This is a genomic window from Streptomyces sp. NPDC102274 (genome assembly GCF_044766385.1).
Classification (GTDB): domain Bacteria; phylum Actinomycetota; class Actinomycetes; order Streptomycetales; family Streptomycetaceae; genus Streptomyces.
Map to the genome: position 1 here is coordinate 225,161 of NZ_JBIWLW010000011.1, position 26,647 is coordinate 251,807.

At 72.4% G+C, this 26,647-nt stretch carries 23 protein-coding genes; 9 read left to right on the forward strand and 14 right to left on the reverse strand.

Annotation, left to right across the window (positions count from 1 at the left end; translation table 11 throughout):
* Positions 1-65 precede the first annotated feature (65 nt).
* Entirely contained in the window at positions 66-1,283 is a 1,218-nt protein-coding gene (locus ACIRQP_RS17985) for an ROK family protein (RefSeq protein WP_403890543.1), read from the forward strand.
* 42 nt (positions 1,284-1,325) lie between these two features.
* Here the strand turns inward: ACIRQP_RS17985 and ACIRQP_RS17990 are convergent, their stop codons facing one another.
* The 5 genes from ACIRQP_RS17990 to ACIRQP_RS18010 all read right to left on the reverse strand — a co-directional run bounded on the left by ACIRQP_RS17990 (position 1,326) and on the right by ACIRQP_RS18010 (position 4,860).
* A complete protein-coding gene (locus tag ACIRQP_RS17990) occupies positions 1,326-2,252 on the reverse strand; it encodes a phosphotriesterase (protein ID WP_403890546.1) in 927 nt (308 codons plus the stop codon).
* The gene (locus tag ACIRQP_RS17995) at positions 2,249-2,830 is read right to left on the reverse strand and encodes a DUF4865 family protein (RefSeq protein ID WP_403890549.1); all 582 of its coding nucleotides are present in this window, start codon (positions 2,828-2,830) and stop codon (positions 2,249-2,251) included. The genes ACIRQP_RS17990 and ACIRQP_RS17995 overlap by 4 nt, the downstream gene beginning before the upstream one ends.
* Before the next feature lie 47 nt (positions 2,831-2,877).
* Positions 2,878-3,516 (reverse strand): TetR/AcrR family transcriptional regulator, encoded by a 639-nt coding sequence (locus ACIRQP_RS18000; protein ID WP_403890552.1) that lies wholly within the window; start codon positions 3,514-3,516, stop codon positions 2,878-2,880.
* A gap of 243 nt (positions 3,517-3,759) precedes the next feature.
* Positions 3,760-4,284, reverse strand: a complete 525-nt coding sequence (locus ACIRQP_RS18005) for an ATP-binding protein (protein ID WP_403890555.1) — start codon at positions 4,282-4,284, stop codon at positions 3,760-3,762.
* 258 nt (positions 4,285-4,542) lie between these two features.
* Positions 4,543-4,860 (reverse strand): hypothetical protein, encoded by a 318-nt coding sequence (locus ACIRQP_RS18010; protein WP_403890558.1) that lies wholly within the window; start codon positions 4,858-4,860, stop codon positions 4,543-4,545.
* Between the two features lie 210 nt (positions 4,861-5,070).
* On the opposite strand from ACIRQP_RS18010, the gene ACIRQP_RS18015 reads away from it, so the two are divergent.
* Positions 5,071-6,228: a PLP-dependent cysteine synthase family protein gene (locus ACIRQP_RS18015; RefSeq protein WP_403890561.1), complete on the forward strand. Its 1,158-nt coding sequence runs from the start codon at positions 5,071-5,073 to the stop codon at positions 6,226-6,228.
* 94 nt (positions 6,229-6,322) lie between these two features.
* Here ACIRQP_RS18015 and ACIRQP_RS18020 read toward each other — a convergent pair whose 3' ends face one another.
* The 3 genes from ACIRQP_RS18020 to ACIRQP_RS18030 all read right to left on the reverse strand — a co-directional run bounded on the left by ACIRQP_RS18020 (position 6,323) and on the right by ACIRQP_RS18030 (position 10,087).
* A complete protein-coding gene (locus tag ACIRQP_RS18020) occupies positions 6,323-8,404 on the reverse strand; it encodes a hypothetical protein (RefSeq protein WP_403890564.1) in 2,082 nt (693 codons plus the stop codon).
* Between the two features lie 227 nt (positions 8,405-8,631).
* Positions 8,632-9,066 (reverse strand): SRPBCC family protein, encoded by a 435-nt coding sequence (locus ACIRQP_RS18025; RefSeq protein WP_403890567.1) that lies wholly within the window; start codon positions 9,064-9,066, stop codon positions 8,632-8,634.
* Positions 9,067-9,202: 136 nt separating this feature from the next.
* Positions 9,203-10,087 (reverse strand): DeoR/GlpR family DNA-binding transcription regulator, encoded by an 885-nt coding sequence (locus tag ACIRQP_RS18030; RefSeq protein ID WP_403890570.1) that lies wholly within the window; start codon positions 10,085-10,087, stop codon positions 9,203-9,205.
* Between the two features lie 169 nt (positions 10,088-10,256).
* On the opposite strand from ACIRQP_RS18030, the gene ACIRQP_RS18035 reads away from it, so the two are divergent.
* Positions 10,257-12,731: a hypothetical protein gene (locus ACIRQP_RS18035; protein WP_403890573.1), complete on the forward strand. Its 2,475-nt coding sequence runs from the start codon at positions 10,257-10,259 to the stop codon at positions 12,729-12,731.
* Here ACIRQP_RS18035 and ACIRQP_RS18040 read toward each other — a convergent pair.
* From ACIRQP_RS18040 to ACIRQP_RS18055, 4 genes are all read right to left on the reverse strand, one after another.
* Positions 12,701-15,118, reverse strand: a complete 2,418-nt coding sequence (locus ACIRQP_RS18040) for a right-handed parallel beta-helix repeat-containing protein (protein ID WP_403890576.1) — start codon at positions 15,116-15,118, stop codon at positions 12,701-12,703. The two genes, ACIRQP_RS18035 and ACIRQP_RS18040, sit on opposite strands and share 31 nt — an antisense overlap.
* A 163-nt stretch (positions 15,119-15,281) precedes the next feature.
* Positions 15,282-15,893: a hypothetical protein gene (locus ACIRQP_RS18045; protein ID WP_403890579.1), complete on the reverse strand. Its 612-nt coding sequence runs from the start codon at positions 15,891-15,893 to the stop codon at positions 15,282-15,284.
* 176 nt (positions 15,894-16,069) lie between these two features.
* Positions 16,070-16,951: an MOSC domain-containing protein gene (locus ACIRQP_RS18050; RefSeq protein WP_403890582.1), complete on the reverse strand. Its 882-nt coding sequence runs from the start codon at positions 16,949-16,951 to the stop codon at positions 16,070-16,072.
* A 119-nt stretch (positions 16,952-17,070) separates the two neighbouring features.
* On the reverse strand, positions 17,071-17,550 hold the full coding sequence (locus ACIRQP_RS18055) for a DUF6643 family protein (protein ID WP_403890585.1): 480 nt from the start codon (positions 17,548-17,550) through the stop codon (positions 17,071-17,073).
* 238 nt (positions 17,551-17,788) lie between these two features.
* On the opposite strand from ACIRQP_RS18055, the gene ACIRQP_RS18060 reads away from it, so the two are divergent.
* Positions 17,789-19,072 carry a TerD family protein gene (locus tag ACIRQP_RS18060; protein ID WP_403890588.1) on the forward strand — a complete coding sequence of 428 codons (1,284 nt, stop codon included), beginning with the start codon at positions 17,789-17,791 and terminating at the stop codon, positions 19,070-19,072.
* Positions 19,073-19,110: 38 nt separating this feature from the next.
* Here the strand turns inward: ACIRQP_RS18060 and ACIRQP_RS18065 are convergent, their stop codons facing one another.
* Positions 19,111-20,403 (reverse strand): glycosyltransferase, encoded by a 1,293-nt coding sequence (locus ACIRQP_RS18065; protein WP_403890591.1) that lies wholly within the window; start codon positions 20,401-20,403, stop codon positions 19,111-19,113.
* Between the two features lie 58 nt (positions 20,404-20,461).
* On the opposite strand from ACIRQP_RS18065, the gene ACIRQP_RS18070 reads away from it, so the two are divergent.
* Both ACIRQP_RS18070 and ACIRQP_RS18075 read left to right on the forward strand, forming a co-directional pair.
* A complete protein-coding gene (locus tag ACIRQP_RS18070; protein WP_403890594.1) occupies positions 20,462-21,328 on the forward strand; it encodes a glutamate racemase in 867 nt (288 codons plus the stop codon).
* Positions 21,329-21,443: 115 nt separating this feature from the next.
* On the forward strand, positions 21,444-22,004 hold the full coding sequence (locus ACIRQP_RS18075; RefSeq protein WP_403890597.1) for a hypothetical protein: 561 nt from the start codon (positions 21,444-21,446) through the stop codon (positions 22,002-22,004).
* Positions 22,005-22,169: 165 nt separating this feature from the next.
* Here the strand turns inward: ACIRQP_RS18075 and ACIRQP_RS18080 are convergent, their stop codons facing one another.
* Positions 22,170-23,249: an O-antigen ligase family protein gene (locus ACIRQP_RS18080; RefSeq protein ID WP_403890600.1), complete on the reverse strand. Its 1,080-nt coding sequence runs from the start codon at positions 23,247-23,249 to the stop codon at positions 22,170-22,172.
* A 304-nt stretch (positions 23,250-23,553) separates the two neighbouring features.
* On the opposite strand from ACIRQP_RS18080, the gene lnt reads away from it, so the two are divergent.
* The 3 genes from lnt to ACIRQP_RS18095 are packed head-to-tail and all read left to right on the forward strand — an operon-like array spanning position 23,554 to position 26,591.
* Positions 23,554-25,170, forward strand: coding sequence for an apolipoprotein N-acyltransferase (gene lnt / locus ACIRQP_RS18085; protein WP_403890602.1), 1,617 nt, complete (start codon positions 23,554-23,556; stop codon positions 25,168-25,170).
* Between the two features lie 9 nt (positions 25,171-25,179).
* Entirely contained in the window at positions 25,180-25,659 is a 480-nt protein-coding gene (locus ACIRQP_RS18090; protein WP_403890605.1) for an NUDIX hydrolase, read from the forward strand.
* A gap of 56 nt (positions 25,660-25,715) precedes the next feature.
* Positions 25,716-26,591, forward strand: a complete 876-nt coding sequence (locus ACIRQP_RS18095) for a 3-hydroxybutyrate dehydrogenase (protein ID WP_403890608.1) — start codon at positions 25,716-25,718, stop codon at positions 26,589-26,591.
* Positions 26,592-26,647: the final 56 nt, after the last annotated feature.

Here is a 26,647-nt window from a genome sequence, read left to right on the forward strand (position 1 = left end):
ACAAGCCGTCGGTATCGCTCGACGGGCCGTCGGCATCGGTCGCGGATCATGGGAGACTCGCCCCCATGAACGGCAAGGGGACGACCGCCCGGACGAGGCTGGAGAGAGGCCGCGGCGCACTCGGTCCGGCACTGGAACTGGTGCACACCGGCCGTGCGCCCACCCGCGCGGTGCTGACCGCGGAGCTGGGGGTCACCCGCGCCACGGCGGGTGCGGTCGCCGCGGAGCTGGAGGCCCTCGGTCTGATCCGGGTCGACTCCCGTCCCGGCGCCGGCGCCGGTTCCCAGGGCAGGCCCTCGCACCGGCTGTCCGTCGACGACAGGGGGCCCGTCGCGCTCGCCGCGCAGGTCCACGCGGACGGCTTCCGGGCGGCGCTGGTCGGGCTCGGCGGCCGGATCGTCGCCACCGCTCCCGTCCGCGGTACGGTCACCGCGGACCCGGCGCAGATCCTCGGGGAGGTCGTCGAGGCCGGGGCGGGGCTGCTGCGGACCACCGGGCTGCGCTGCGTCGGCGCGGGGCTCGCCGTACCGTCGGCCGTCGCCGAGCCGGAGGGCACGGCGCTCAATCCCCTGCATCTCGCCTGGCCCGCCGGGGCGCCGGTGCGGGAGATCTTCGCCGAGCGGGTACGCGCGGCGGGCATCGAGGGCCCCGCGTTCACCGGCAACGACGTCAACCTCGCCGCGCTCGCCGAGCATCGGCACGGCGCCGGACGCGGCGCCCAGCACCTGCTCTGTGTCGCGACCGGACACCGGGGGGTCGGTGGCGCGCTGGTGCTCGACGGCAGGCTGCACACCGGCAGTGCGGGCCTCGCCCTGGAAGTCGGCCATCTCACGGTCAACCCCGAGGGCCGCCCCTGCTACTGCGGCAGCAAGGGCTGTCTCGATGTCGAGGCCGACCCGCTCGCCTTCCTCACCGCGGCCGGCCGCGCCCCGGGCCCCGAGGTCTCGCTGCTCCAGCAGGCCCGCGACCTGCTCCGTACCGAGCACGCGGACCCCGCTGTACAGAGAGCCACCGAGGAACTGATCGACCGGCTCGGGCTCGGGCTCGCGGGGCTGGTCAATATCCTCAACCCCGACCGCATCATCCTCGGCGGACTCCACCGGGAACTGCTCGACGCCGACCCGGAACGGCTGCGCGCCGTCGTCGCGGACCGCAGCCTGTGGGGCCGCAGTGGAGGCGTACCCATCCTGCCCTGCACCCTCGACCACAACGGCCTGGTGGGCGCGGCCGAGGTGGCGTGGCAGCCGGTGCTGGACGATCCGCTCGGCGCGCTGGCCCCGTGACCGGCCGGGGGCGGTACGCGGGCGCCCGTCCCTTGGCGGGGATCACGGCGCGCGGAAACTCAGCGCGCGAGCCGGGTTCGCCACGAGAATCCGCTCCACCATCCTTTCGCCCAGGGTGACTTCGAGCCTCGGGCGCAGCCGACGCAGCAGATACGCCATCCCCGGGGTCTCCGGCACAGTCGTATCCCCGCCCAGCAGCAGCCGGTCGCCGAATCCGGCGATCGCGAGCACGGCCAGCTGCTCGGGCAGCCGCCAGTCCGTGGCGTGATGGGCACGTGACGGGCCGTCGAAAGCCAGATAGGCGCCGGACTCGGCGACCAGACGCTGGGTGATCTGATCCGGTGATCTGCCCAGATGCCCCAGGATCACCCGCTCGGCCGCCACCTCCAACTTCCCGCACAGCAGGTCGAGTACGTCCAGCGCGCCGGTTCCCAGCTCCAGATGGACGGCGATCGGCGCACCCGTACGGTGATGGGCCCGCGCCGCGGCCGTCATCGTGCGCCGGGCGTGCGCGTCGATCCCGTAGAACGACCCGGCCACCTTGATCAGCCCGGCCCGGACGCCGGTCCCCGCGATCCCCTCCGTCAGTTCCCTGACGAAGAGTTCGGCCGGATCCTCGCCCGCCGACCGCAGTGTCGCCCGGCCGTAGTGCGCGGCCTGATGCAGCCCGGTGGCGGCGACCACATGGACACGCTCCGCCCGGGACAGCGTGGCGAGGTCCGCCGGCCTGCGGCCCATTCCGTACGGCGTCCACTGCACCACGGCCCGGCCGCCGAGCGCCCGGAACTCCCGCAGCCGACCGGCCGCCGCGTCGGGATCGGCCAGCTCCTGGCCCGGTAACCGGGGGCTGCGCAGGAAGAGATGGTCGTGCGCGTCGCAGATGCCCAGCCCGGTCGGGTCGACCTCGCCGAGAACCGTACGGACCGTACGGGCGTTCCGGACCCCGGGAAGCGCCTGGTCCGGGCTCACCGGCGGTCTCCACCGCTCAACTCCTCGCGGTGCGGCTGGGACAGATGCAGCACGTGGTAAAGGTCGCCGACCGCGCGTGGGGTGTCATGCGCCCAGAGCGTGAACTGCGACAGCTCCCAGTGGCGCGGATCGAGGGCCAGCGTCGCGCACACCACCCCGTCGAGCCCCGCGAGCCGTTCGGTTTCCCGTACCGCCTCGTCCGCCAGGGCGGACAGCGCCATCCCCTCCGGGACAGGCTGCTGGCGGCGTACCGCTGTCCGCGGGAGGCTCGCGCGGGCGGGGCCCTCCGCGTGCACGAGCCCGGACCAGTGCTGGACCTCGGGCCGGCCGAAGTCACGGACGATGCCCGCGAACCCCGGCCCGAGGAGGAAGGAGTTCATGCCCGCGGGCGTGGTCCAGACATAGAACGGCGCGTACTGGTTCACGGGCGAGTCGTCTCCGCGCTCCCGGATCAGATACGCCTTCAGCCCGAGCCCGGGAAAGTCGTCCAGGAGCGGCCCCCTCTCCGCCACGCGCTTGCGGATGATCTCCATGTCGTAATCGGCGGGAAGGGTGATCTCGTACTGCATGACGTGCATCGGGTGCTCCCGGTCCTGACAGTGTGTACGGGATGAGGCCAATCGTCCTACGAACGAGGCGAGTTGGGGTCATCACGGGCAGGTGCGAGCAGCGCGAGCAGTCCGCGCACCCCCGCGTCGAAGGCTGCGGGTGAACCGGAGGCGCGGGCCAGGACGTACCCGCCCTGTACGGTCGCGACGACCGTCGACGCGATCTCGGCCGGGTCGAGCGCGGCGGGGAACTCGCCTCGCTCCAGGCCCTCCTGGACGATTCCGGCCAGCCGGCCGCGCAGCCAGTCGAGCGTCTCGTCGACCGGGGCGCGCAGGGTCTCGTCGGCCATGATGTCCGGGTCCATGGTCAGCCGTCCGACCGGACAGCCGCGCAGCACCTCGCGCTCGCGCACCAGATACGCCGCGATCCGGTCGTACGCGGACGCGGACGCGGTCCCGGAGCCGGCCCCGACCTCGGTCCCGGTCCCGGAGCCGGTGTCAGTGCCGCCGAGTGCGGCCTCCGCCGTGGCCCGCAACTCCTCGGTGGTACGGACGATCGCGGCCCGCGCCAGCGCGGGCTTGCCGCTGAAGTGGTGGTACATGCTGCCCTGGCCCGCGCCCGCCCGCTGCTGTATCGCCTTGGGGCTGGTGCCGACATACCCCCGGTCCCACAGCAGCTCTCGGGTGGCCTCGATGAGACGCTCGGGAGTGCTCATGGATCCACTGTACATACCAGTAGGTACAGAAAATGCGCGAGGAGGGGGAGGAGGCGAGAAGGGGTGAGGGGAGGAATGCCGGCGGCCTCGGCGGGCGCCGGGGCGGGGCTGCCGCCGGGACCGGGGTCGCGGCGGGTCTCCGGTCGCTGTGCCCGCCCTCGGGTTCCCCTTCCCGGAACGCGGACCGTTCGGGTGGAGCGTGGACCGTTCGGGTGGCTCGGGAACGGCCGATCGCGGTCCCGGTCAGCTGATCGCGGCCGACTTGGCCCAGGCGTGCCCGTACTCCCCGGTCGTGGCGCCGAACTCGGCGCCGGGGAAGGGGCCGTCCGTCGTCGCGCCGTACACCGGGCGCAGGGGCAGGGCGAGCGCGGCGGGCGGTGCGGGGAGGGTGAACCATATGCTCTTCCCCGTGTCGCCCCGGGCCCGTATGCCCCAGCTCTCGCTCACCGCCGCTATCAGGGCGAGGCCGCGGCCGCCGGTATCGAAAAGACTCGCTTCGCGGACCGTGGGAAGCCGCGGATCATGGTCGCTGACCGAGACCATGAGCCGTTCGAGCAACAGCTCGATATCAACAGTGCACCGTTTGTCCGGCTGTGCGTGCCGGTGGACATTGGTGAGCAGCTCGGTGACACCGAGCGCCGCGTAGTCGATCAAGGGATCGAGTTGCCAATAGCGCAATTGCGCCGAGATTATTCTGCGGACCTGTCCGATCCGCGACGGCAGGGCTTGGAGCTCCACCGTGCAATGCCTGCTGGGCTGGCTGATCACGGCCACGACTCCCCGACATGAGGTCCCGAAGAAGACGAAGATCGGATCCAGCAGCCGGCACGCTGCTGATCCCGCCCGGCGGGGGCTGGTTCGCAGCGTGACCGCCGGTTAACCCTGAGTGATGTGAGATCAGAGTGAACCCAGGGGCTCGGCTTCGCAACTCGGGCGGACCGAGGCGCCGTTCGCGGCGGATTTCCGGTGAATACCGGACGCGTTCCGGACAGATTTCGGGCGAATCGGTGCGGCGTGCTCGGTGACTCAGGTTTTGGGGTGGCTCGCCCTGCTGACGGTGTCCATGAAGCGCCCGGCGAGCGCCGTCGCGTCGGGCCTCCGGCCGCGCTGGCCCATGGTCAGCCGGTAGCGGATCCCGTTCAGGGTGGCGACCGTACTGCCGCTGCCCGCGAACCACGGCTTGGCCGTGTGCACGGCCCGCAGGGGTGCGCTGTCGATCACCCGGCCGTAGCTGGTCAGCAGGGCCAGCCTGCCGTCCTGGATCAGGACCTGGCCGGCCCTGGTGAGTGAGCGGGGCCATCGCTCGATCCGTACCCCGCGCGCGCTGAACTCCGGCTCAGCCATGGCTCTTCAGCCCCCTCCGTGCCCATTCCCGTGCCCAGTCCCCTCAAGTCCCCTCAAGGCAGTGTGCACAAGTATGCGGGCAGGCACCAGAGCGCGTTTCCGGCGGGGGCCAGAAGCGATCCCTATGGCTACCCAAAGTCAATGTTTGCGCAGGTGATGGCGGTACCTTTGACGGACGGGGGCCGGGTCGACGGACGAGGAACGGCACGTATGACTGGACGAGACGGATCCGGTACGGGCGGGGCGACGGCGTCCACGGACGGCCGGGCGACGGCGACCGTCGACGTGGACCGCAGCGATCCCGCCTACCGGGCATGGCTCAAAGAAGCCGTTCGGAAGGTCCAGGCCGACGCCAACCGCTCAGCCGATACACACCTCTTGCTCTTCCCGCTGCCCGAGCGGTGGGGGATCGATCTGTATCTGAAGGACGAGTCGACCCATCCGACCGGCAGTCTCAAGCACCGGCTCGCCCGCTCGCTCTTCCTCTACGGGCTGTGCAACGGGTGGATCAGACCCGGCGCACCGGTGATCGAGGCGTCCAGCGGTTCGACGGCCGTGTCCGAGGCGTATTTCGCGAAGCTGATCGGGGTGCCGTTCATCGCCGTGATGCCGCGTACCACCAGCGCGGAGAAGTGCCGGCTCATCGAATTCCACGGCGGGCGCTGTCATTTCGTGGACGACTCACGGAAGCTGTACGAGGAGTCGGCCCGGTTGGCGGCCAGAACCGGCGGCCACTACATGGACCAGTTCACCTACGCCGAGCGCGCCACCGACTGGCGCGGCAACAACAACATCGCCGAATCGATCTACCAGCAGCTGAGGCTGGAGCGCTATCCGGTGCCCGCGTGGATCGTCGCCACGGCCGGCACCGGCGGCACCTCCGCGACCATCGCGCGCTACATCCACTACATGCAGTACGACACCCGCGTCTGTGTCCCCGACCCGGAGAACTCCTGCTTCTTCGACGGCTGGACCCGGCACGACGCACAGGCGTGCAGCGAGCGCGGCTCCCGGATCGAGGGCATCGGCCGGCCACGGATGGAACCGAGCTTCGTGCCGGGCGCCATCGACCGGATGATGAAGGTGCCCGACGCGGCGAGCGTCGCCGCCGTGCGCGCCTTGGAGCGGGCCATCGGTCGGAAGGCGGGCGGCTCCACCGGCACCGGGCTGTGGAGCGCGCTGAAGATCGTCGCGGAGATGGTCGCGGAGGGGCGCCAGGGCAGTGTGGTCACCCTCCTCTGCGATCCGGGCGACCGCTATCTCGACAAGTACTACTCGGACGCCTGGCTGACCGGGCAGGGACTGGACATCGCGCCGTACACGGAGACGCTCGACCGCTTCCTGGAGAACGGCGTCTGGCCGGGCTGACGGGCGCCGGCGCCCGTACGTGTGCTGAGGCGGCCCTCCCGGCCTCAGACCAAGCGGAAGCCCAGGCCCGGCCCCGGCCCGGGACTCGTGGTTCTCAGCCGACCGCCCGGAGGCTGCCCCCGCCGGTGAGCCGCGCCGACAGCCGTACGGAACCCTCCCGGGGCGCCCGTACCGCGAGCGTCGTCGCCGTCGCGTTCGCCCGTACGCTGCCGGTGGCCTCGATCCGGGTGACATCGCGGCTGCCCGCGGCGAGCAGGAACCACTTCCCGGAGGGCGACTTCCAGCGCGTCCCCGCCAGGATGTGCTGCCCGAACCTGCCGCAGGACGCGGTGTTCCGGGCCTCGGCCACCACCGTGCCCGGCGCGGTCGCCGCGGACGCGGGCCGCTGGAACTGCACCAGGATCCGGCCGGGGCCGCGCCAGGTGTCGGCCCGGGTGCAGACCCAGGTGGACGGCCCGCCCGATTCCGGGAGCGACTGCTCGGCGAACGCCCAGTTGTTGACGGCCCGGACGCCGGAGCCGCGCAGCGTACGCAGCGAGCACGCGGTACGCGCCCAGTTGCGCAGCGCCTGACCGCCCGTGGCCTCGCGGGGGCCACGCGCGGGCGCGCCGCCGGGAGGCGGGGTGTAGGTGAGATGTGCCGGTGAGGGGTCGCCGAGGTCCGTGACGAGGAACGAGTGCCGTTCCACGATCTTTTCCGAGGAGCGCAGCACCATCACCGGCCAGGACACGCAGTCACCGCCGGACGCCGGAGCCGGTACGGCGCCGGTCACGCCGTCGGCGGAGACATCGAGGTCCCTGGCGGGGGTGTCGGGCGCCAGCAGATCCCGGGTGGCCGACCGGGCGATCCACGGGGCGAGCAGATAGCGGGCCCCGTCCGGGGTACGGCTGACCGCGAGCGCGGCGGCCGTCGTCATGTCCGCCTGGTCGGTACGGGCGAAGTCCAGGGAGGGCGCCTGCCCCGCCTCCCCGCCGGGCGCCGGCCCCCCTCGGATCTCCGGATCCGGCAGTGGCTCCGGCGCCGGCAACGGCCCCCGCCTCGGCAACGGCACCCGCCGCGACACCGGCTCCGCGTACCGGACGATCCGCTGGCCGTCGTGGAGCAGGACCACCGCCGCCCCGTCCAGGTCGCCCGCGTACAGCAGACGCGGCGGCTGCGTGGGCGGCGCCGTACCGGTGCCCGGGGTGGCGGAGACCCTGACGGCGGGCCCCGGGCCGCCCCAGACGCGCAGCGCGCGCTTCAGCAGCGCGGTGTCGTCGGTACGGCCGCCCCTGGCCGGCCAGACGGAGAAGTCGATCCGGGAGGTGCCGGCCCAGGCGCCCTCCGACGCGCGTTCCAGCAGGGCCGGGTCGAGGGCGCGGGCGAGCGCCGCCGTACCGGCCGGACCGTAGAGGGAGTCGTCCGCGCCCCCTCCCGCGACGGGTCGCCCCGGGGAGCCGTCCTCGGGCAGGGAGACCGCCAGCACCGTCCCGGCCAGCGCGATCGCGACGGCCGCCCCCGCGATCCTGGAGCGCTGCCTGCGCCGCAGCAGATCGGTCGGCCGGGTCTGCACCGTACAGGGGTCGAACTCCGCGGTGCCGAGCAGCTTTCCGGCCCGGCCGTCCCGATGGGCGGCGAGCCGTTCCGCCGTACGCACGGCGGCGGCCGGCTCCGCCACCCCGGCGTCCTCCAGCAGAGCGAGGACCGCCTGCTCGGACAGGCCCTCCAGCACACGCAGGGCGAGCGCGGCACGCGCGGGCGCGGTGACCGTGGACAGGGCCTGGTCCAGGGCGAGTTCGTCGGTGCCGCCGGCCCGGGGAAAGAGCCGCAGCCCCACGACGAGCGGCAGTCCGGCCCGTGGCCGGGCGGCCCGTACCCGCCACCAGGGCGGCGGCTGCTCATGGGTGAGCGCGGCGCGCAGTACCTGAGCCCGTAGCCAGGCGTAGGCGGAGCCGCTCGGGGTGCGCTGTCCGGGCACCCGCGCCCGCGGATCGCCTTTGCGCGCGCCCGGCAGCACATGCTGGACGGTGGCGTGCGCGGTGAGGACGCGCCGGTGGCGGCCCAGCGCGGGAGGGAGGGTGAGATAGGCCAGCCGGACCAGCCGCGGGTAGTGCTCGACGAGGGCGGCCTCGGCGTCATTGACGCCGGGACGCGGGCCCGTTGTGGCATTGTCGGTCGGCTGTCGGTGGGTCGGCATGGGGACGGTGCCCTTCCGCATGTGCTGACGCGTCGTCGCTCGGCGCTGCTCGACAGGCCAAACGAGCGAAAGGTGCGAAGGTCACCGAGGAGTGATCATGTCCGGCCCATGGAGCGGCAGTTGACGTGCCTTCGGTCGGCGCCTCGTGTGATGGACACCTCCTCAGAGCCTGTCGGGTGACCTCTGATCGGGCGGACGCGGTCTGGCGAAGGCCACCCGACAGGCTCTCAGCCACGCAGCAGCCGGTCGACGGCGCGCCCGAACACCGCCCGTCCGGCCCGCTCGGTCAGCCGCTCGAACGGCCTCGGCGACAGACCGATCCGCAGCTCCTCCTCCCAGCGCACCAGCGTCGCGCCGGCCGCTTCCCGTACGTGGATCTCGGCCCAGCCCGTGATGGCCCGGCCGCGCTTCTCCAGCCGGCAGAGGCCGGGGACGCCCGGCGCGGGCGGCTGCCAGCGGACGACCTCCATCGGGTCGTCGAACCCGGCGCGGCCGAGTCCGGTGCGGGCGACGAAGACGGTTCCGGTGCGGGTGGGACCCGGGGTCAGGACGGAGATCCGCGTCAGCGGCACCTGGTCCGCGTGGGCGGGCCAGTCGGTGAGCCGGCGCCAGACCTCGTCGGCGGACAGCGGTGAGGTGCGGTCGATACGGAAGGCGCTCACCCGGCGATCGTAAGCCGCGCGGCCCCCCCGAGCCCCCTGAGCGCCCCCCGAACTGTCCGAGCCCCTGAACTGCCCGAGCAACCGAGCCCCCGAGCCGTCCGAGCCGAGCGGCCGGCACGTGCGCGGGCAGGGGCGTTCAGTCGTGCCGCGGTACGGACCGGTCCCTGGACTCGCTCTCCAGCGGCTCTCCCGGCGCCTCCGGCTCGCCCGCCACCACCAGCCCCGGCAGATACTCGGCGATCTCGTCACGGGCCGCGGCCGACAGCCCCGAGTCCGTCACCAGCGTGTCGACCTGATCCAGCGTCGCGAAGGAACTCAGCCCCACCGTTCCCCACTTGGTGTGGTCGGCGACGACCACCACCCGGCGCGCGGACCGTACGAAGTGCCGGTTGGTCTCCGCCTCACCGAGGTTCGGGGTGGACAGACCGGCCTCGACCGAGATGCCGTGCACCCCGAGGAACAGGACATCGAAGTGGAGCGAGCGGATCGCCTGGTCCGCCACCGGGCCGACCAGCGAGTCCGACGGCGTACGGACCCCTCCCGTGAGCACCACCATGGCCGCCCCCGGCCGCTGGTCGCCCGCGCCCCCGGCGGCCCGCCGGCCCGAGTGGAACACATCGGCGACCCGCGTCGAGTTGGTCACCACGGTCAGATCCGGTACGTCCAGCAGATGGTGGGCCAGGGCGTACGTCGTCGTACCGCCGGACAGCGCGATGGCGCTGCCGGGCACCGCCATGGCCGCCGCCGCCCGCGCGATGTCCTCCTTGGCGCTCTGTTCGAGCGCCGACTTCGCCTCGAATCCCGGTTCGTGCGTACTGGCCTCGACCACCGGTACCGCGCCGCCGTGCACCTTCTCGATGACACCCTGACGCGACAGCGCGTCCAGATCCCGGCGCACGGTCATGTCGGAGACGCTGAGCCTGCGCGTCAGCTCATTGACCCGGACCCCGCCGCGCCTGCGCACCTCGTCCAGGATCAGGGCACGGCGCTGCTCCGCGAGAAGATTCTGGTTGTCGCTCACCGCAGGGCCGGTCCTTCCGCGTCGTCGTGTTCGGTCGTCGGGCGCCTCATCCTCCCACGCGGTTCCGGCGCACGCTCCGGTGGTTGGCGGACGCGGGGGGAGGGGAGGTTCAGTGAGGGCCGGGGCGGCCCGCCGTCGTACCGAGTCATTCCGAGAGCGAGCCACCGAAGTGTCCCCAGAATCAACGGATCCGGATCCGCGAAGTGGCGGAACCGCGCTCGAACTTCTGGTCCACGGCGTCGGCGGGGCCACCCCGCAGGAGATGCTCGACGATCCGCGTACGGTCAGGATCACCGGAGACGAGACGGCCGCCGTGTACCGGCGCGCGGACGACGTGGACGCCGAGCTCCACCCCGAGCGCTACCCGGGCCGGCCGGTCCCCGAGGCGTACTGCTGGTCCAATCTCACGTCGGGCAACGGCTCGCGCGCCCTGTGGCTGCTGCTGCTCCCGTTCATGGTGGTCAACCTCGCGCACTGGATGCGGCCGGCCACGAAGGGCCTGGGCAGATCGCAGCGGCTGTACGGCGTGCTCGTACGGCTGGTGGCCCTCACCCTCACCGTGCTGCTCACGGCCGCGGCCTGCGAAGTGGCGCTCGACCTGACGGCGTGGCAGTGCGCCGGATCGGCGCGGTGCGTCGCGGACCGCTCCTGGCTCGGCTTCCTGTCGCCGGAGGGGCACGGCTGGTGGTCGCAGCCGGGGCGCCGGCTGGCTCTCGCCGCCGTGGTGCCCGCCGCGTTGGTGGTGCTGCTGTGGTATCTCTCCAACCGGACGTGGAGCGCGTACGAGGCGCAGCGCCCGCCCACCGACGAGACCACCGACGGGCCCGCCGACGACCCCGCCGCCCCGCACGAGGCGCCCAGCGCCGAAGGGGTGTCGGCCGCGGACGAGGGCCGGACCGCGGACGAGGGCCGCGTCACGGACGAGGGCCGGGCCGCGAGCGACGACCCGGTGACGGTACGGCCCGCCCTCGGCCGCCCCGGCTTCTGGTACGGACGCAGACTGGTCGCCCGGCTCCGTGCCGCCCACACCGCCGCCGGCTTCCTCACCATCGCCGCCGCGCTCACGGCCGCGGCCACCGACCACGACCGGAGCGCCGGCGGCGGCCCGCTCGGTCTGCTCGGTCTGCTGCTCCAGGCAACGCTGGCCGGATGCGCGGCCGTTGTGCTCTGGGTGGTGTGCAGCCGGGGCCGCAGCGAGCGCAGGCGCGACGGCTCCCTCGACAAGCTGCTGATCAGTGCCCTGCCCGCCACCGCGCTCGGTGTGCTCGTGCTGGCCGTCGTCCACGCCGCCTGGTCCAGGCCCGGCTGGGTCTCCACCGGCGGGCTCCCCGGCAATCCGACCTTCCTGGCGCTCGCGCTGGCGCAGATCGCCCTGGTCGTCGTGCTCGTCGTCACGGCTGATGTCCTGCACCGCCGCGCGCCGCATCCACGGATCGCGATGCGGGGCCTCGGCGGGCCCGCCGTCGCGATGCTCGCCTGCGCGCTGGGCGGGGTGATGACCGGCGGCGTCGCCCAGCGCGTCGCCGACTGGCTCGACGGGGACGCCACCCCCGGTACGGGCGAGGGCGCGATCGTGGGCCCGCCGGTGCTGCTGAGCTGGCAGGCCTCCGTCATCCCCGTACTGCTCGTGCTGCTGCTGATCCCGGTCGCGGTCCTCGGCGTTCGTACGGTACGGGCCGCCCGCCGGCTGGCCCCGCTGATCGAGCGGGAGTACGGCAAGGAGACGGCGGACCCCCTGCGCACCCGCCAGGTGGCGGGCGTGCGGGCCAGGGCCGCGCTCACCGACTACGCGCCGCGGCTCGTCGGAATCCTCTCCGGGGCCTCCCTGCTGCTCGGCGCGGGCGCGGTCGCCGGGTCCTGGCTGAGCGGACAGGTGCCGGGGGAGGCCGCGGAAGGCACCGACTCCTTCGTCGAGTCCGTGGCGGACACCGCGCAGTCGATCGGCTCCTGGCTGGTCGGCCTGGGCTTCCTGCTCTTCGTCACCTGGGGGCGGCGCGCCTACCGGGACGCCTCCGCCCGGCGCACCATCGGCATCCTCTGGGACGTGGGTACGTTCTGGCCGCGCGCGGCCCACCCCTTCGCGCCGCCCTGCTATGCCGAACGCGCGGTCCCCGACCTCACTTGGCGGATCGTCTCCTGGACCGGTCGCACCGGCGGCCGACTCGTCCTGTCCGGCCATTCCCAGGGCAGTGTGCTGGCCGCCGCGGCCGTCTGGCAGCTGCGGTCCGCCACCCGCCACCGGGTGGCGCTGCTGACCTACGGCTCACCGCTGGAGCGGCTGTACGGCCGCTGGTTCCCCGCGTACTTCGGCGCCGAGCAGCTGGGGCAGCTGAGCAAGGAGGTGCACTGCTGGCGCAATCTGTGGCGGTCCACCGATCCGATCGGCGGCCCGGTGCGGGTTCCCGAGGACGGCGACCGTCCGGAGGTGGACCGCGGGCCGCTGAAGGACCCGCTCGCCTACGGCCGTACGCTGCTCCACCCGCTGCCCGAGCCGATCCTCGGCCACTCCGACTACCAGGCGGACCCGGTCTTCGCGGAGGAACGCGCCGCGCTGCTGGACCGGTTGCCTCCGGCGGCGCTGCCGCGGCAGCGCGGCGAGCGGGAGCCCGGGAGTCAGGGCAGTTCGGGCAGATCGTCCGCGTAAAGCAGGGTCAGGTCGTCCGTGCTGGTCTCCGGCAGCTGGGCGACCCTGCCCGCGTGCCGTTCCACCATCGACTCGAACGTCTGGCGCGCGGTACGGCCGTTGCCGAAGGCGGGGCCCTTGGGCAGCGCCGTGAAGTACTTGAGCAGCGCCTCGGACGTGCCCTCGCCCAGCCGGTACTCCTGCTCCTCGGACTGCTGTTCCACGATCCGCAGCAGTTCCTCGGGCACGTAGTCGCTGAAGGTGATGGTCCGTGAGAACCGGGACGCGACACCGGGGTTGACCGTCAGGAACCGCTCCATCTCGGCGGTGTACCCGGCGACGATCACCACCACCGCCTCCCGGTGGTCCTCCATCAGCTTCACCAGCGTGTCGATCGCTTCCTTGCCGAAGTCCCGGCCCGAATCCTCGGGGGAGAGGGCGTAGGCCTCGTCGATGAACAGCACGCCGCCCCGCGCCCGGTCGAACGCCTCCTGCGTACGGATCGCGGTCGACCCGATGTGCTCGCCGACCAGGTCGACCCGGGAGACCTCGACGAGATGGCCGCGCTCCAGGACTCCGAGGGAGTGCAGGATCTCGCCGTACAGCCGGGCCACGGTCGTCTTGCCGGTGCCGGGGGAGCCGGTGAAGACGAGATGGCGCCGGACGGACGCCGCCTTGAGACCCGCTTCCTTGCGGCGGCGGCCGACCTCGATCATGTCGGTGAGCGCCCGGACCTCGCGCTTGACGCTGTCGAGGCCGACGAGCGAGTCGAGTTCGCCGAGGACGGCCTCGGATGCGCGGGCGGGCGTCGTCGCCTCGGGGACGGCGTCCGAGGGCCGCGCGGTGGCGCTCTGCGCCGGGACCGCGCCGAGGAGCCCGGTGGACTGGGTCGCGGTCAGCACGGCCGACGGTTCCAGGGACGGCTTCGGCGGTGTCAGTACGCCGCTCTCGTCGCTGGTGCAGTCCTCGACGGTCGGCCCGTCCTCCGCGAAGTCGTACCCGCCGCGCGCGCACCGTTCCGTACGGCACCGGGTGAGCGTCGTACGGCAGCCGTCCATCACATGGAAGCCGTAGCCGCCGCTGCCCGTCACCCGGCAGCTGTGGAAGGTGCCCCGGCCCTCGGCCGAGACATAGAAGCCGGCCTCGGCGGGCGAGGTGACCGTACAGCGCTCGATGGTGGGATCGGCGCCTTTGGTGACGATGACCCCGGTCTGGACGCCGTCGATGGTGCAGGAGTTGAGCGTGCCGCCGCTGCCGTGGTCACGGAACCAGGCACCGGTGGACGCCTCCCTGATCCGGCAGTCGTCGAGCTGCGCGGTGGCCCCGTCGCTCACGGACACCGCCGTGTTGCGTACCTGCGAGATATCGGTGTCCACGACATCGGCGCGCGAGCCGCGGTCGAGGACGAAGAGCGCGTCGGGCACGTCATGCACCCGGCAGGAGTCGAGCACGACGGTCGCGCCGTCGCTGACCCAGACGGCCGGGTAGTCGCCCGTACTGTCATGGATCTCGCACTGGTTGGCGTCGACGCGGGTGCCCGGGTCCCAGACGGAGAGCCCGTTGCGGCCGAAGCGGCTCACCGTCGAGCGGGTCAGTGTCAGCACCGAGCGGGAGCGCAGATCGACGGCGTTCTCCGGGATGTCGTGGATGTCGCAGTCGGAGAGGGTCAGTACGGCGTCGGTGTCCAGGGTTATCCCGTCCGCCGAGGTGCGGTGCACGGAGGAGTCGGTGAGATGGGCCGCGGCGCGGGACGCGATCTGCACGCCGGTGCCCTTGATCTCGTACACCTCGCAGCCGACCGCCTCCAGACCGCTGCCCTCGCCGGTGACGGACAGCCCCGAGCCGGAGGCGTGGTGGATCCGGCAGCGCTCCAGCCGTGGATGCGCGCCGCCGCGCACGGAGACACCTGCCTGTCCCGCGGCGACGATCTCGCAGTCCTCGAACACCCCGCCCGCTCCGTCGAGTACGCCGATGCCGACCCCGGCCGGATTGTCGACGGTGCAGCGGCGGACGGTCGGGCGGGCCGCGCCACGCACCTCCAGGCCGGCCGCGGAACGCGTCACGATCCGCAGATCCGACAGCTCCGGCGTGCCGTCCTCGACGAGCAGCGCGGGGGCCGCCGAGTCCTGTCCCTCCACATGGAGGTCCTGGACGGTGGCGGAGGCGCGCACGGTCAGCGGTACCCCGTCGGCGGGCGCGATGCGTACGGAGCCGAGTGAGCCCTCCGGGCCGCGCAGCGTGACCGCTCGCGTGACGACGAGATTCTCCCGGTAGGTACCCGGGGCGATCGTGAGGACGTCGCCGTCACCGGCGGCCTCCAGGGCCGCGGCGAGGGAGGCGTATTCGCCCGTGCGGCGCCGCCAACGCGATGTTCCGGTGTGCGTCACCTGGACCGTGCCCTGTGCCATGGCGCTGCTGTGCCCCCACCTCGTGCGTCTGCGCGTGCTCTGCCGTCCCGGGTACCGGCCCCGGACCCCGGCCGCAACGGCGGACCGGGCGGCACCACCGTAGCGCGCGTGGCGGCGCCGAGTTGACGCCAACGGCCGGTCTCAGCTGCCGGGAGGCATCTGCTCAGCTGCCCGCGCCGGTACGTCCCCAGTCGGGACCGGCCGCGGCCCAGGCACGGTCGAGCCGCCGGTAGCGCCGCTGTACGAGCCGCCATACGATCAACCGCCGGGCGCACTCCACGAGTCCGACGGCCAGCGCCGTCGCGCCGAATCCGGCCAGAACCGCGTGAACGCGCGCGCTGGTCGCGTTCATCGGGCCCCGTACCTGCCGGTCGGTCCGCCGGTCGGTCCACAGGCTGAACGTGTCGCCGGGGCGCGGCTTCCGCAGCGGGGCGGAGACCGTGCCGGTACGCGCGCTGCCGTCCGCCGCGTACCACCTGGCGGTCACGCGGGTGCCCGAGGAGTGATCCGAGAGCGACTCCGCGTCGTAGGCGATGTGGCGGTGGTCCGCCGCCCGGTCGACGACCACGGCGGTCGTGCGGTGCCGCTGCTCGTGCTGGGCGCGCACGGTGTTCCGCAGTGACGCGTCAAGGGTGTTGCCGCAGATCCAGCCGGCGGCGGGGGTCGCGAGGGCGAACAGCAGCACCGCTGTCACCGCGACCCACGCCTCCACGAGATCGGTCCCCCGGCGCACGGGATTGTGCCGCCAGCGCCAGAGCCCCACGATGATGCGCACAGTCCCGCACCTCCTCCCGTGTCCGTTTTAGCCGTGGGGAGCGGGATTTACGCGTGAAGGACCGCAAGAGAGAGCAAGCTCACTTCGATGCCCCATGCATGCAATGTTTCGGGTGCCGGGTGGTGCTCCTGTGTCGTACAGGTGTTACGTCGAGCGAACGGGCGTCCGGGAAGGCGTCATTCGAGAACGGTCACCGGATCGCCCACCCGGAGCGTGCCGGTGGACTCGGGGACGAGATTCTGCCCGAAGATCAACTGGCCACCGAACCGTCGGTAGCGGCCGAGGGTGCGCAGCGGCTCCTTGCCGCGCTCCCCGGTGCGCTGGTCCGTGGTGGTGATGACACACCGGCCGCACGGCTTGGCCACCCGGAACGCGACCTCACCGACGGCGATGCGCCGCCAGTCGTCCTCCTCCCAGGGACTCGCCCCGGCCACCACGAGATTCGGCCGGAACCGTTCCATGGGAAGCGGTCCCTCGTCCGGGTGATCCCCCTGCGCGATCAGGGAGTTGAGGGCGTCGAGCGACGCGGTCGTGGTGACCAGCAGCGGAAACCCGTCCGCGAAACTCACCGTCTCCCCGGGCCGCGCGAAAATAGGGTCCACCGGCCGGCGGACGGCGGGATCGTCGAGATGCACGAGCCTGACCTCCACCCCGAGGTACCTGCTCAGTGTCCGGTGCACGTCCTGGTGCGCGGCGTGAGCGGCGTCCGCGCCGACCGCGTCGCGCGTGTCAGGACCGGCGAGCACCGACTCGACCTTGGTCCCGAAGATGTCCGCCACCACGGTGTCGTCCGACCGTGGCACGCCAATGACCAGCGGATCGATTCCCGGCGCGGACAGCCGGATCCCGCCGTCCGGACGGGGCTCCGCGCGGGCCAGTGCCAGGCGCGGCTGCTGGCGCTGTGTGACCGCCTTCCCCGTCGCGTCGATCAGCGTCCAACGGCGGTCCCCGGCAAGCCCCCAGGGCTCCACGACCGCGCTGTCCGGCGTACAGCCGGCCATCGATTTGACCGGATGGACCCGCAGGGCGTGCAGAACAGGACGGACTGGCTTCGGCATAAAGCCATCCTGCCAGCCGCCCGGGACCCCGGCAGGTCAGTACCCCCCGTTGGTACTCCCGTGCCGTCGGCGCTCCCGCGCGCCGTTCCTCCTGCTGAGCTTTCTACGCCCCCGCGCTGTCAGTACCCCCGCGTCTGGTAGGGCCGGTTGTACGGATCGTCGTACTGCGTGGGCTGTGCGGCGGGCACCGGACGCGGAGCCGCCGGACGCATCGCCTCGTAGCCCGTTCCGGGCATGGGGCGCTGCGGCTGCGCCTGCTGCGGGGGCTGCTGCCCCGGGTAGCCCCGGGGCGGTGCCTGCTGCGGGATGTACGGCGCGGGCGCGTGCTGGAGCGGCATGGGCTGCGGCGCCTGCTGCGGGTAGCCGCCCCCGTACGAGGAGTACGAGGAGGCCGACGGTGAAGGACCCGCCGGGAGGGCCGGCAGCGCGGCGGGCAGAGCCGGCAGATAGCTGTTGCCCGTGTCGTAGGCGGAAGGCACTCGGATCGGGGCGATCTGAGGCGTGCCCCGCTCCGCGACCAGGGAGTCGTAGATAGGGGTGTCCGGGAACGACGGCGCGGTGTAGTAACCGCCGCCGTAGGTGGCGCGGGGGGAGGTCATAGGACATAAGTTAAGCCCACCATGTGCCGGTTGGGGAGTCCGATAAGGGGGTTGTTTCGGGAGCTGTGGGTGACTTCGGATCCCCAATGCGAGCGAACATGGGAAAAACGGTCGTCCGATGGTGTTCGGATCGTGTAAAGGGCAAGCTAGCGGGGCGTTACGACGGGTCCCATGGGGGCCGGCCGGTGTTCCAGCGATTAGGTTGGCCGCGGGTAATCTTCGGACACCGCGACTCGCGATGGGGGCGAGCATGTCCATGCTTAAGGGAGCCAATGTTCCGGTACAGGCGCGGGCCGTCCGCGTCGAATTGGGATGGCGTTCAGGACCGGGAGTGCCGGACGTCGATGCCTCGGCGCTCCTCCTTGTGTCGGGAAAGGTCCGCTCGGACGCGGACTTCGTCTTCTACAACCAGCCGGCCCACGCGTCCGGGGCCGTACGCCACGAGGGCAAGAAGACCGGCCCGGAGGGTGTCACGGACACGCTCGCGGTCGATCTCGCCAAGGTCGAGCCCGCCGTCGAGCGGATCGTGGTGGCTGCCTCGGCGGACGGCGGCAGCTTCGGCCGGGTGCCCGGTCTGCGGGTGAGGGTGCTGGACACCGCCTCCGGCGCCGAGATCGCGCGGTACGAGAGCCAGGACGCGACCGTCGAGACGGCGTTCCTCTTCGGTGAGCTGTACCGGCGCCAGGGGAGCTGGAAGTTCCGGGCGGTGGGGCAGGGCTACGGCAGCGGACTGGCGGGCCTGGCAACGGACTTCGGTATCTCCGTCGACGACGAACCGGCGCCGCGCACCGCCCCGGCGCCCGCACGGCCAGAACCGGTACGCCCCACGAGGCCCGCCGCTCCCGCTCCGGCCCCGGCCGCTCCGACCCCGGCGCCCGCACCCGTGCGGCTGAGCAAGGTGACGCTGACGAAGGACGCCCCGTCCGTCTCGCTGGCCAAACAGGGCGGCACCTCGGGCGCGATGCGCGTCAACCTCAACTGGCAGATGCGCAAACAGTTCAGGGGCTGGGGCGCCAAACTCGGCCGGGCCGTCGCCAACCACAGCGATCTCGATCTCGATCTGTGCGCTCTCTATGAACTGAGCGACGGACGCAAAGGCGTTGTCCAGGCGCTCGGCAATGCCTTCGGCGCGCTCAACCAGCCGCCGTACATCCATCTCGACGGCGACGACAGGACCGGAGCGGCCTCCAGCGGCGAGAACCTCACCATCAACCTCGACCACAAGGACCGGCTCCGCCGCATCGTCATCTTCGTGACCATCTACGAAGGCGCGCGCAGTTTCGCGGATCTCGACGCGACCGTCACTCTCCAGCCGCAGCACGGAGCCCCGATCGACTTCGCGCTCGGGGAATGCACGGTGCCCTCGACGGTCTGCTCGCTGGCCCTGATCACCAATACCGGCTCCGACCTCGTCGTCCAGCGCGAAGCGCGCTTTCTCGTACCGGAACGCGGAGTCAGCCCGCAGCGCACCATCGATTACGCCTACGGCTGGGGCATGAACTGGACTCCGGGCAGGAAGTGAACCGCGCGCGAAGGTCCGGTCTCCCGGGACGCGGTGGGTCAGGGGTCCGGCGCGGTCTCGGGACGGGTGTACGTACGCCCCTTCCAGGCCGCGCCGCGGCCCCGGTGGTGCCGCACCGCGGAGTCGACCGTCATCAGCAGATAGAGCGTCGCGGTGAACGGCAGCAGCGGAGCCAGCCACGGCGACAGCCGGTAGTAACGCAGTATCGGGAGGTACGTCCCGGTCATCACCGCCCACGCGGCGAACCCCAGCCACCCCGCCGCCGTGTCCCCGCCGAACACCCCGGCACAGAGCGCGACGGGCGGCGCCGGATAGACCACCGCGAGGCCCGCCACCGTGAGCACGAGCAGCAGCGGGTTGTGCCGGAGCTGCGCGTACGCGCTGCGCGAGACCATCCGCCAGAGATCGGCCAGCCGCGGATAGGGGCGCACGCTGTCCACCCGCTCCGCCAGCCCCAGCCAGATCCGTCCCCCGCTGTGTCTGACCGCCCGTGCCAGTGAGACATCGTCGATCACCGCCTGACGGATCGACTCGGGCACCCGCGCGCGCTCGGCGGCCTCCGTGCGCAGCAGTACACAGCCACCGGCCGCGGCCGTGGTGCGCGCGCCGGGGCTGTTGATCCAGCGGAACGGATAGAGCTGCGAGAAGAAGTACACGAACGCGGGCACGACCAGCTTCTCCCAGGCGCTCACGACCCGGAGCCGCGCCATCTGCGAGACCAGGTCCAGATCGTGCGTCCTGGCCGCGACGACCAGCTCCCGCAGACTGTCCGGCTCATGGGCGATGTCGGCGTCCGTCAGCAGCAGGTACTCGGGGGCGTGGGCGCGGGCCAGTGCGATGCCCTGCCGCAGCGCCCACAGCTTCCCGGTCCAGCCGGGCTCCGGTTCACCGGACGTGGCCACTGTCAGCGGCAGCCCGCCGTACCGCGCGGACAGTTCGCGGGCCAGCCTGCCGGTACCGTCCTCGCTGCCGTCGTCGACGAGGAATATCTCCGCCCGGCCCGGATAGACCTGCGCCAGCAGGGACGGCAGGGACTCGGGCAGTACGGCGGCCTCGTCCCGCGCGGGTACGACGACGGCGACGGACGGCCACCGCTTCGGGTCGTCGTGGTCGGCGTCGTCCGGGCGGCGCCTCCGGTCACGGCCCTGGCCGTCGTACCGCGAACCGTCACCGTCGTATCGCGAACCCTCACCGGGCGTACCGTCCTCACCGGCCGTACCGTCCTCGCGCGCGGGCAGCCGTTGGTCGGTCCGCCAGAAGAACCCCTGACCCAGCAACAGCCAGCCCCAGGCGGCCAGCGAACCCACGGCGATCCAGGCAACGGTGCTCATTCGCCGCAGTCTGCACCACATCGACCGGACCGCACATGCTGTCGACTATGGTGACTGGGTGAAGATCGCACTCATGGACTCCGGCATCGGTCTGCTGGCGGCGGCCGGTGCGGTTCGCCGCCTGTGCCCCGAGGCCGATCTCGTTCTCTCCTCGGACCCCGACGGGATGCCCTGGGGTCCCCGCTCCCCACGAGATGTCACCGAACGCGCGCTGGTCGTCGCACGGGCCGCGGCCCAACACCGCCCCGACGCGCTGATCGTCGCCTGCAACACCGCGTCCGTACACGCCCTGCCCACGCTCCGCGCCGAGCTGGAGCCGCGACTGCCGGTCGTCGGTACCGTCCCGGCGATCAAGCCCGCGGCGGCGGGTGGCGGGCCCTTCGCGATCTGGGCCACTCCGGCCACCACGGGCAGTCCGTATCAGCGCGGTCTGATCCGTGACTTCGCCGCGTCCGCCGGGGTCACCGAAGTGCCGTGCCCAGGGCTGGCGGACGCCGTGGAGAACGCCGACGAGGCCGCCATCGACCGAGCGGTGGCCGCGGCCGCCGCGCTGACCCCCCGTGATGCGAGGGCCGTCGTCCTGGGCTGCACCCATTACGAACTCGTCGCGGAGCGTATCCGTACCGCCCTCCGGCTGCGCGGCCTGCCGGCCGTCGTCCTGCACGGCTCGGCCGAGGCGGTCGCCGCGCAGGCGCTGCGCCGTATCGGCGCACGGTCCGTTCCGGCGGGGCCGGCGGAAGGCGCGGGAGGTTTGGTCCTCGCTCCGGTGGGTCAGGGGGCCGCCGGAGTGAACGTTCCGGTGAACGGGGTTCCGGTGAACGGGCGCCTCACCGTGCTGCTCGGCGGGCGCGAGTCCGCGCTGCCGGAACACGCGTTGGCGTATGCCGAGGGACGGCTGCTCGCCGCCGTCAGTCACGTTCACTGAAGACCGCACTCCGGCCGGCTGAGAACGGAGGACCGGACCGTCGCCCTGTGACGTGGCCCTCCATTCGGCGGTCATAAGACGCCCCCTTGGGTGGAATCTGAGTACGCTGCTTGCCATGAGGGAGTACTCCCGGCAGGAGGGCCAAGGCGCCGAGCCCCTGCCCGAGACCTGGACCGGGCGCGCCACCAACCGTGTGCAGTGGCTGCTCGCCGCCGCGGGCGCCGGGTTCCTCGCGCTCGGGGTGGAGCTGGCCGTGAACTCCAACTGGGCGTCCGGTGTCGCGGCCCTGCTGATGTCCGTCATCGGCTGTATGGCGGCGGGCCTGCTGATCCTCTTCGGCACCCTGGCCTTCGTCCATGTGGCGGTCAGGGTCGACGGCGACTGCCTGGAAGTGCGCTGCGGTCACATGGGACTGCCGCGTCGGCGTATCGAACTGGCGCATGTCGTGGACGCCGACTTCGTCCCCAGGGTCACCCCGCGCCAGTGGGGTGGCTGGGGATACCGCTGGCGTCCCGAGAGGGGCACCGCCGTGGTGGTGCGCCGAGGAGAGGCGCTCGTCCTCAAGTTGGGCGACGGCAGGACCTTCACGGTGACGGTGGACGATGCCGAGTCGGCGGTGAGGATCATCCGCGGCCGGCTGCTGCTGCTCCCCAGGCCCGACGCGGCGGGCGTCTGAGTCGTCGTTCCGTCGGGGGCCGAGCTGTTCCGTCGGCGTACGGGCCGTTTCGTGGGCGTCCGGGCCGGGGCCGTTCGCGGTTCCGTGCGCGTTCGGGCCGGGGCCGTTCTGTGCACGTCCGGGCCGTTCCGTCGTTCCGTCGGGGACCGGGCCGTCCCGTGGAGCCTATGCCGGGCCGGCCGCCTTGCGTGCCGTCGCCAGGCCCGCGAGCAGGCTCGCGCCCGCCGTCACCGGTGTGAAGCTCAGCGCGTTGCCCACGCTCGCTATCGCGGCCAGTGCCGTCAGGGTGGCTCCTGCCGTCAGTACCACCGGAGTGGAGCAGGGCGAGCGGCCCAGCCCGTACAGCAGCCAGCCGAACGCCCCTCCGAGCAGCAGCACGCCCACCACACCCTGTTCGGCGGCCTGCTGGAGCGGTGCCGAGTGCGGCTTGCCGTCGGTGTCCAGCGACTCCGAGACGGTCGGGCTGAGGTCACCGAAGCGGTCCGGGCCCGCGCCAAGCACCGGATTCGCCGTCGCCAGCTCGACCGCGTCGTGCCACAGCGCCACCCGGTACTGGGTGAGCTGTCCCTCCAGCGAGACCGAGAGCCCCTCGGGCAGCGCCCGCTCCGCCACCGCCCAGGACGTGCCGACGACCAACGCCGTCACCAGCCCGAGGCCGGCGAGGGCGAGCAGCCGGCGCCGCATCCTGGCCGCCGCCAGCGAGCAGAGCAGTACCCCGAGCGCCGCGATGAACCCCACGAAGGAACCGAGCAGCGACGCGGTGCCCGCGATCGCCAGCGCCTGTAGCCGCAGTACGGTGCGTACGGTCGGCCGCCGGGCCGCCGTGCCCGCGCAGCAGGCCGCGCCCGCCGCCAGGACGAGCAGCGCGGTGACCGCGCCGGTGTCGCCGTACGGTGTGACGACGGCCATGGCCGTGCCGAACGTCTCATGGCTCGATACGAGCGCATGGCTCGAAACGAGCGCCGCCACGAGCGCGCCGACCGATACCACGGTCGCGGTGGCGACCGGCACCAGCGACCCGCTGATCCGGCCGAACACATATCCCGCGGTGACGGCGAGCACCGCGAGCAGGGCGCCCTCGGGCCTGCCGTCGCGCCCCGCCGCGCTGATCAGCGGCCACACGGCGCAGCCGCCCAGGATCAGGGCGCCCAGCACATCGGGTCCGCGGCCCTGTTCTCCCACGGGGTCGCGGACGTGTTCCCGTACGGCATCCCGTACCGCGGAGCGTTCCACCGGCGCAGCCATCCCGTCGACCCCCCGAGCTCTGACGGGCCCCGTCCGATGACGGCCGGATCCGGCCAGGTGGTGGTCAGGGCTGGCGCACACGGTAACCGTAATCGTGGGGTTGTGTGGAGACCTTGCGGAGGAACGTTACTGCGTGCAGTCGGCGGGCGACTCGACGGGTTCACCCGACGATCTCCCCACCGGATCACTCGATCGGGCTACTCGGAACGGACGGTTCGGCGGGCATCGGGCGGGCCGCTCGGCGGACCGGCCCCAGGATCACCGCGCTCCCCGGCGCACAGCGGATCACCGTAGACTCCGCCGGGTGAGCGCCACCATGACCACCGTAGAGCCCCCTCAGCCCCCTCCGCCCTCGCCCGCCCCCGGCGGTGGGCGGCGCCTGCTGCGAAGGATCGCCAGGCCCGGCGCCGCGGTGGTGTCCGGCGTACTGCTCTACGCGAGCTTCCCGCCCCGCACCCTGTGGTGGCTGGTGCTGCCCGGCTTCGCCCTGCTCGCCTGGAGCCTGCACGGGCGCCGGGCTCGCGCGGGGTTCGGCCTCGGCTACCTCGCGGGGCTCGGCTTCCTGCTGCCGCTGCTGTTCTGGACGGGCGCCGAGGTCGGGCCGGGGCCCTGGCTCGCGCTCGTCGCGGTCGAGGCCCTCTTCATCGGCTTCACCGGACTCGGGATCGCGGTCGTCAGCCGGCTGCCCGTGTGGCCGGTCTGGGCCGCGGCCGTCTGGATCCTCGGTGAGGCGGTCCGCGCCCGGGTGCCGTTCGGCGGATTCCCCTGGGGCAAGATCGCCTTCGGCCAGGCCGACAGTGTCTTCCTTCCCCTCGCCGCGCTCGGCGGCACGCCGGTGCTCGGCTTCGCCGTCGTGCTGTGCGGCTTCGGACTCTACGAGGCGCTGCGCCGGGGCCTCGCGTACCGCCGGACAGGAACGCTCCCGCGCCGGGCCATGGCCGCCGCCGCGGCCACCGTGTTCGTCCCGCTCGCCGTGGCGCTCGCCGCCCTGCCACTGGTCGACGACTCGGCCGAGGACGGCACCGCGACCGTCGCCGCCGTACAGGGCAACGTGCCGCGCGCCGGTCTGGAGTTCAACGCCCAGCGCCGCGCGGTCCTCGACAACCACGTACGCAGGACCCTCCAGCTCGCCGCCGATGTGAAGGCCGGCAAAGTGCCCCAGCCCGACTTCGTGCTGTGGCCGGAGAACTCCTCCGACATCGATCCGTACCGCAACGCCGACGCGCGCGAGGTGATCGACCGGGCCGCCAAGGCGATCGGGGTCCCCATCTCCGTCGGCGCCGTCGTCACCCCCGACACCGGACCACTGCGCAACACCCAGATCCTGTGGGACCCGGAGCGCGGACCGACCGACACGTACGACAAGCGGCAGATCCAGCCCTTCGGCGAGTACCTGCCCATGCGCTCGCTGGTGAAGACGATCAGCCCCGGATACGCCGAGATGGTGCGCCGGGACTTCGGCCGCGGCACGAAGCCCGGAGTCTTCGACCTCGCGGGCACCGAGGTCGGGCTCGCGACGTGTTACGAGGCGGCCTTCGACTGGGCCGTACGGGACACCGTCACGCACGGCGCCCAGCTGATCTCCGTGCCCAGCAACAACGCCACCTTCGACCGCAGCGAGATGACGTACCAGCAGCTGGCGATGTCGCGGGTACGGGCGGTCGAGCACAGCAGGACCGTGATCGTCCCGGTCACCAGCGGCGTCAGCGCGATCATCCAGCCGGACGGGACGATCACCCGGCAGAGCGGGATGTTCACGCCGGACGCCCTGGTCGCCGACGTGCCGCTGCGCTCCTCGCTCACCCCCGCCACCCGGCTGGGCACCCTGCCGGAAGGCGTGCTCGTGGCGGTCGCGGTGGCCGGACTCGGGTGGGTGGCGGTCCGTTCCGTACGCAACCGGCGCCACACCGAGGGCGGTTAGGGTCGGAGCATGGCAACCCCTGACTTCATCCGAGAGATCCGGGCCACCGCCGGACACCAGCTCCTCCTGCTGCCAGGCGTCAGCGCGATCGTCTTCGACGACGAGGGGCGTGTACTGCTCGGGCGGCGCGTCGACACCGGGCGCTGGTCGATCATCGGCGGGATCCCGGAGCCGGGGGAGCAGCCCGCGCTCACGGCGGTGCGCGAGGTGTACGAGGAGACCGCCGTGCGGTGTGTGGCGGAGCGGGTCGTGCTCGTCCAGGCGCTGAAGCCGGTCACCTACCCCAATGGTGACGAGTGCCAGTACATGGACATCACCATCCGCTGCCGCGCGGTCGGCGGTGAGGCGCGGGTCAACGACGACGAGTCGCTGGACGTGGGGTGGTTCGCCGTGGACGCGCTGCCCGCGCTGGAGGAGTTCGCGCTCTTCCGGATCAAGCAGGCGCTCACCGATGCACCCACATGGTTCGAACCCACCACTTCGGAGTGAAGTGTGGGCGCTGACCATATCGGTCGGGGCCGACGCCGCTCCTTAAGGTGCGGAATATGACCGCGCCCACCACACCGGTACCCGTACCGGCTCCGGGCCCCCGTACGCCGGGGTCCCGCACCGCCGACCGTCCCGTACCCGCCTCCGATGCCGCTGTCCCCGGCTGCCTCCCTCTCGATCTGGCGGGCCGCACCGCGCTGGTCACCGGCGCCGCGAGCGGCATCGGCCGGGCCTGCGCGCTGCGACTCGCGGCGGCGGGAGCCCGGGTCAGAGCCGTGGACCGGGACGGTCACGGTCTCGACTCCCTGGCCGGGGAGGCGGACGGGCTGCCGGGAGCGGTCGAGACGCAGGTCCTCGATCTGACCGATCTCGACGCGGCGGAGCGCGCGGGGCGGGGCACCGACATCCTGGTCAACAACGCGGGACTGCAACTGGTCCGCCCCATCGAGGACTTTCCGCCGGATGTGTTCCACACCGTTCTGACGGTCATGCTGGAGGCGCCCTTCCGGCTGATCAGGGGCGCGCTCCCGCACATGTATGGCCAGGGCTGGGGCCGGATCGTCAATATCTCCTCCGTACATGGGCTGCGCGCCTCCGCTTACAAGTCGGCCTATGTGGCGGCCAAACACGGCCTCGAAGGACTCTCCAAGACCGCTGCCCTGGAAGGCGCTTCGCACGGAGTCACCTCCAACTGCGTCAACCCCGCGTATGTGCGCACGCCACTGGTCGAGAAGCAGATCGCCGACCAGGCGGAGACACACGGCATTCCCCGGGAGCGGGTCGTGACCGATGTCCTCCTCCAGGACTCCGCGCTCAAGCGGCTTCTGGAACCGGACGAGGTGGCCGAGGCGGTCGCCTATCTCTGCACCCCGCACGCGTCGTTCATCACGGGCACCTCGCTCACGCTCGACGGTGGCTGGACCGCGCACTGACCTCGGGCGGGACGGCGCGTGGTCCGACAGGGACGGTGGGGTGGCCTGGGAGGGGG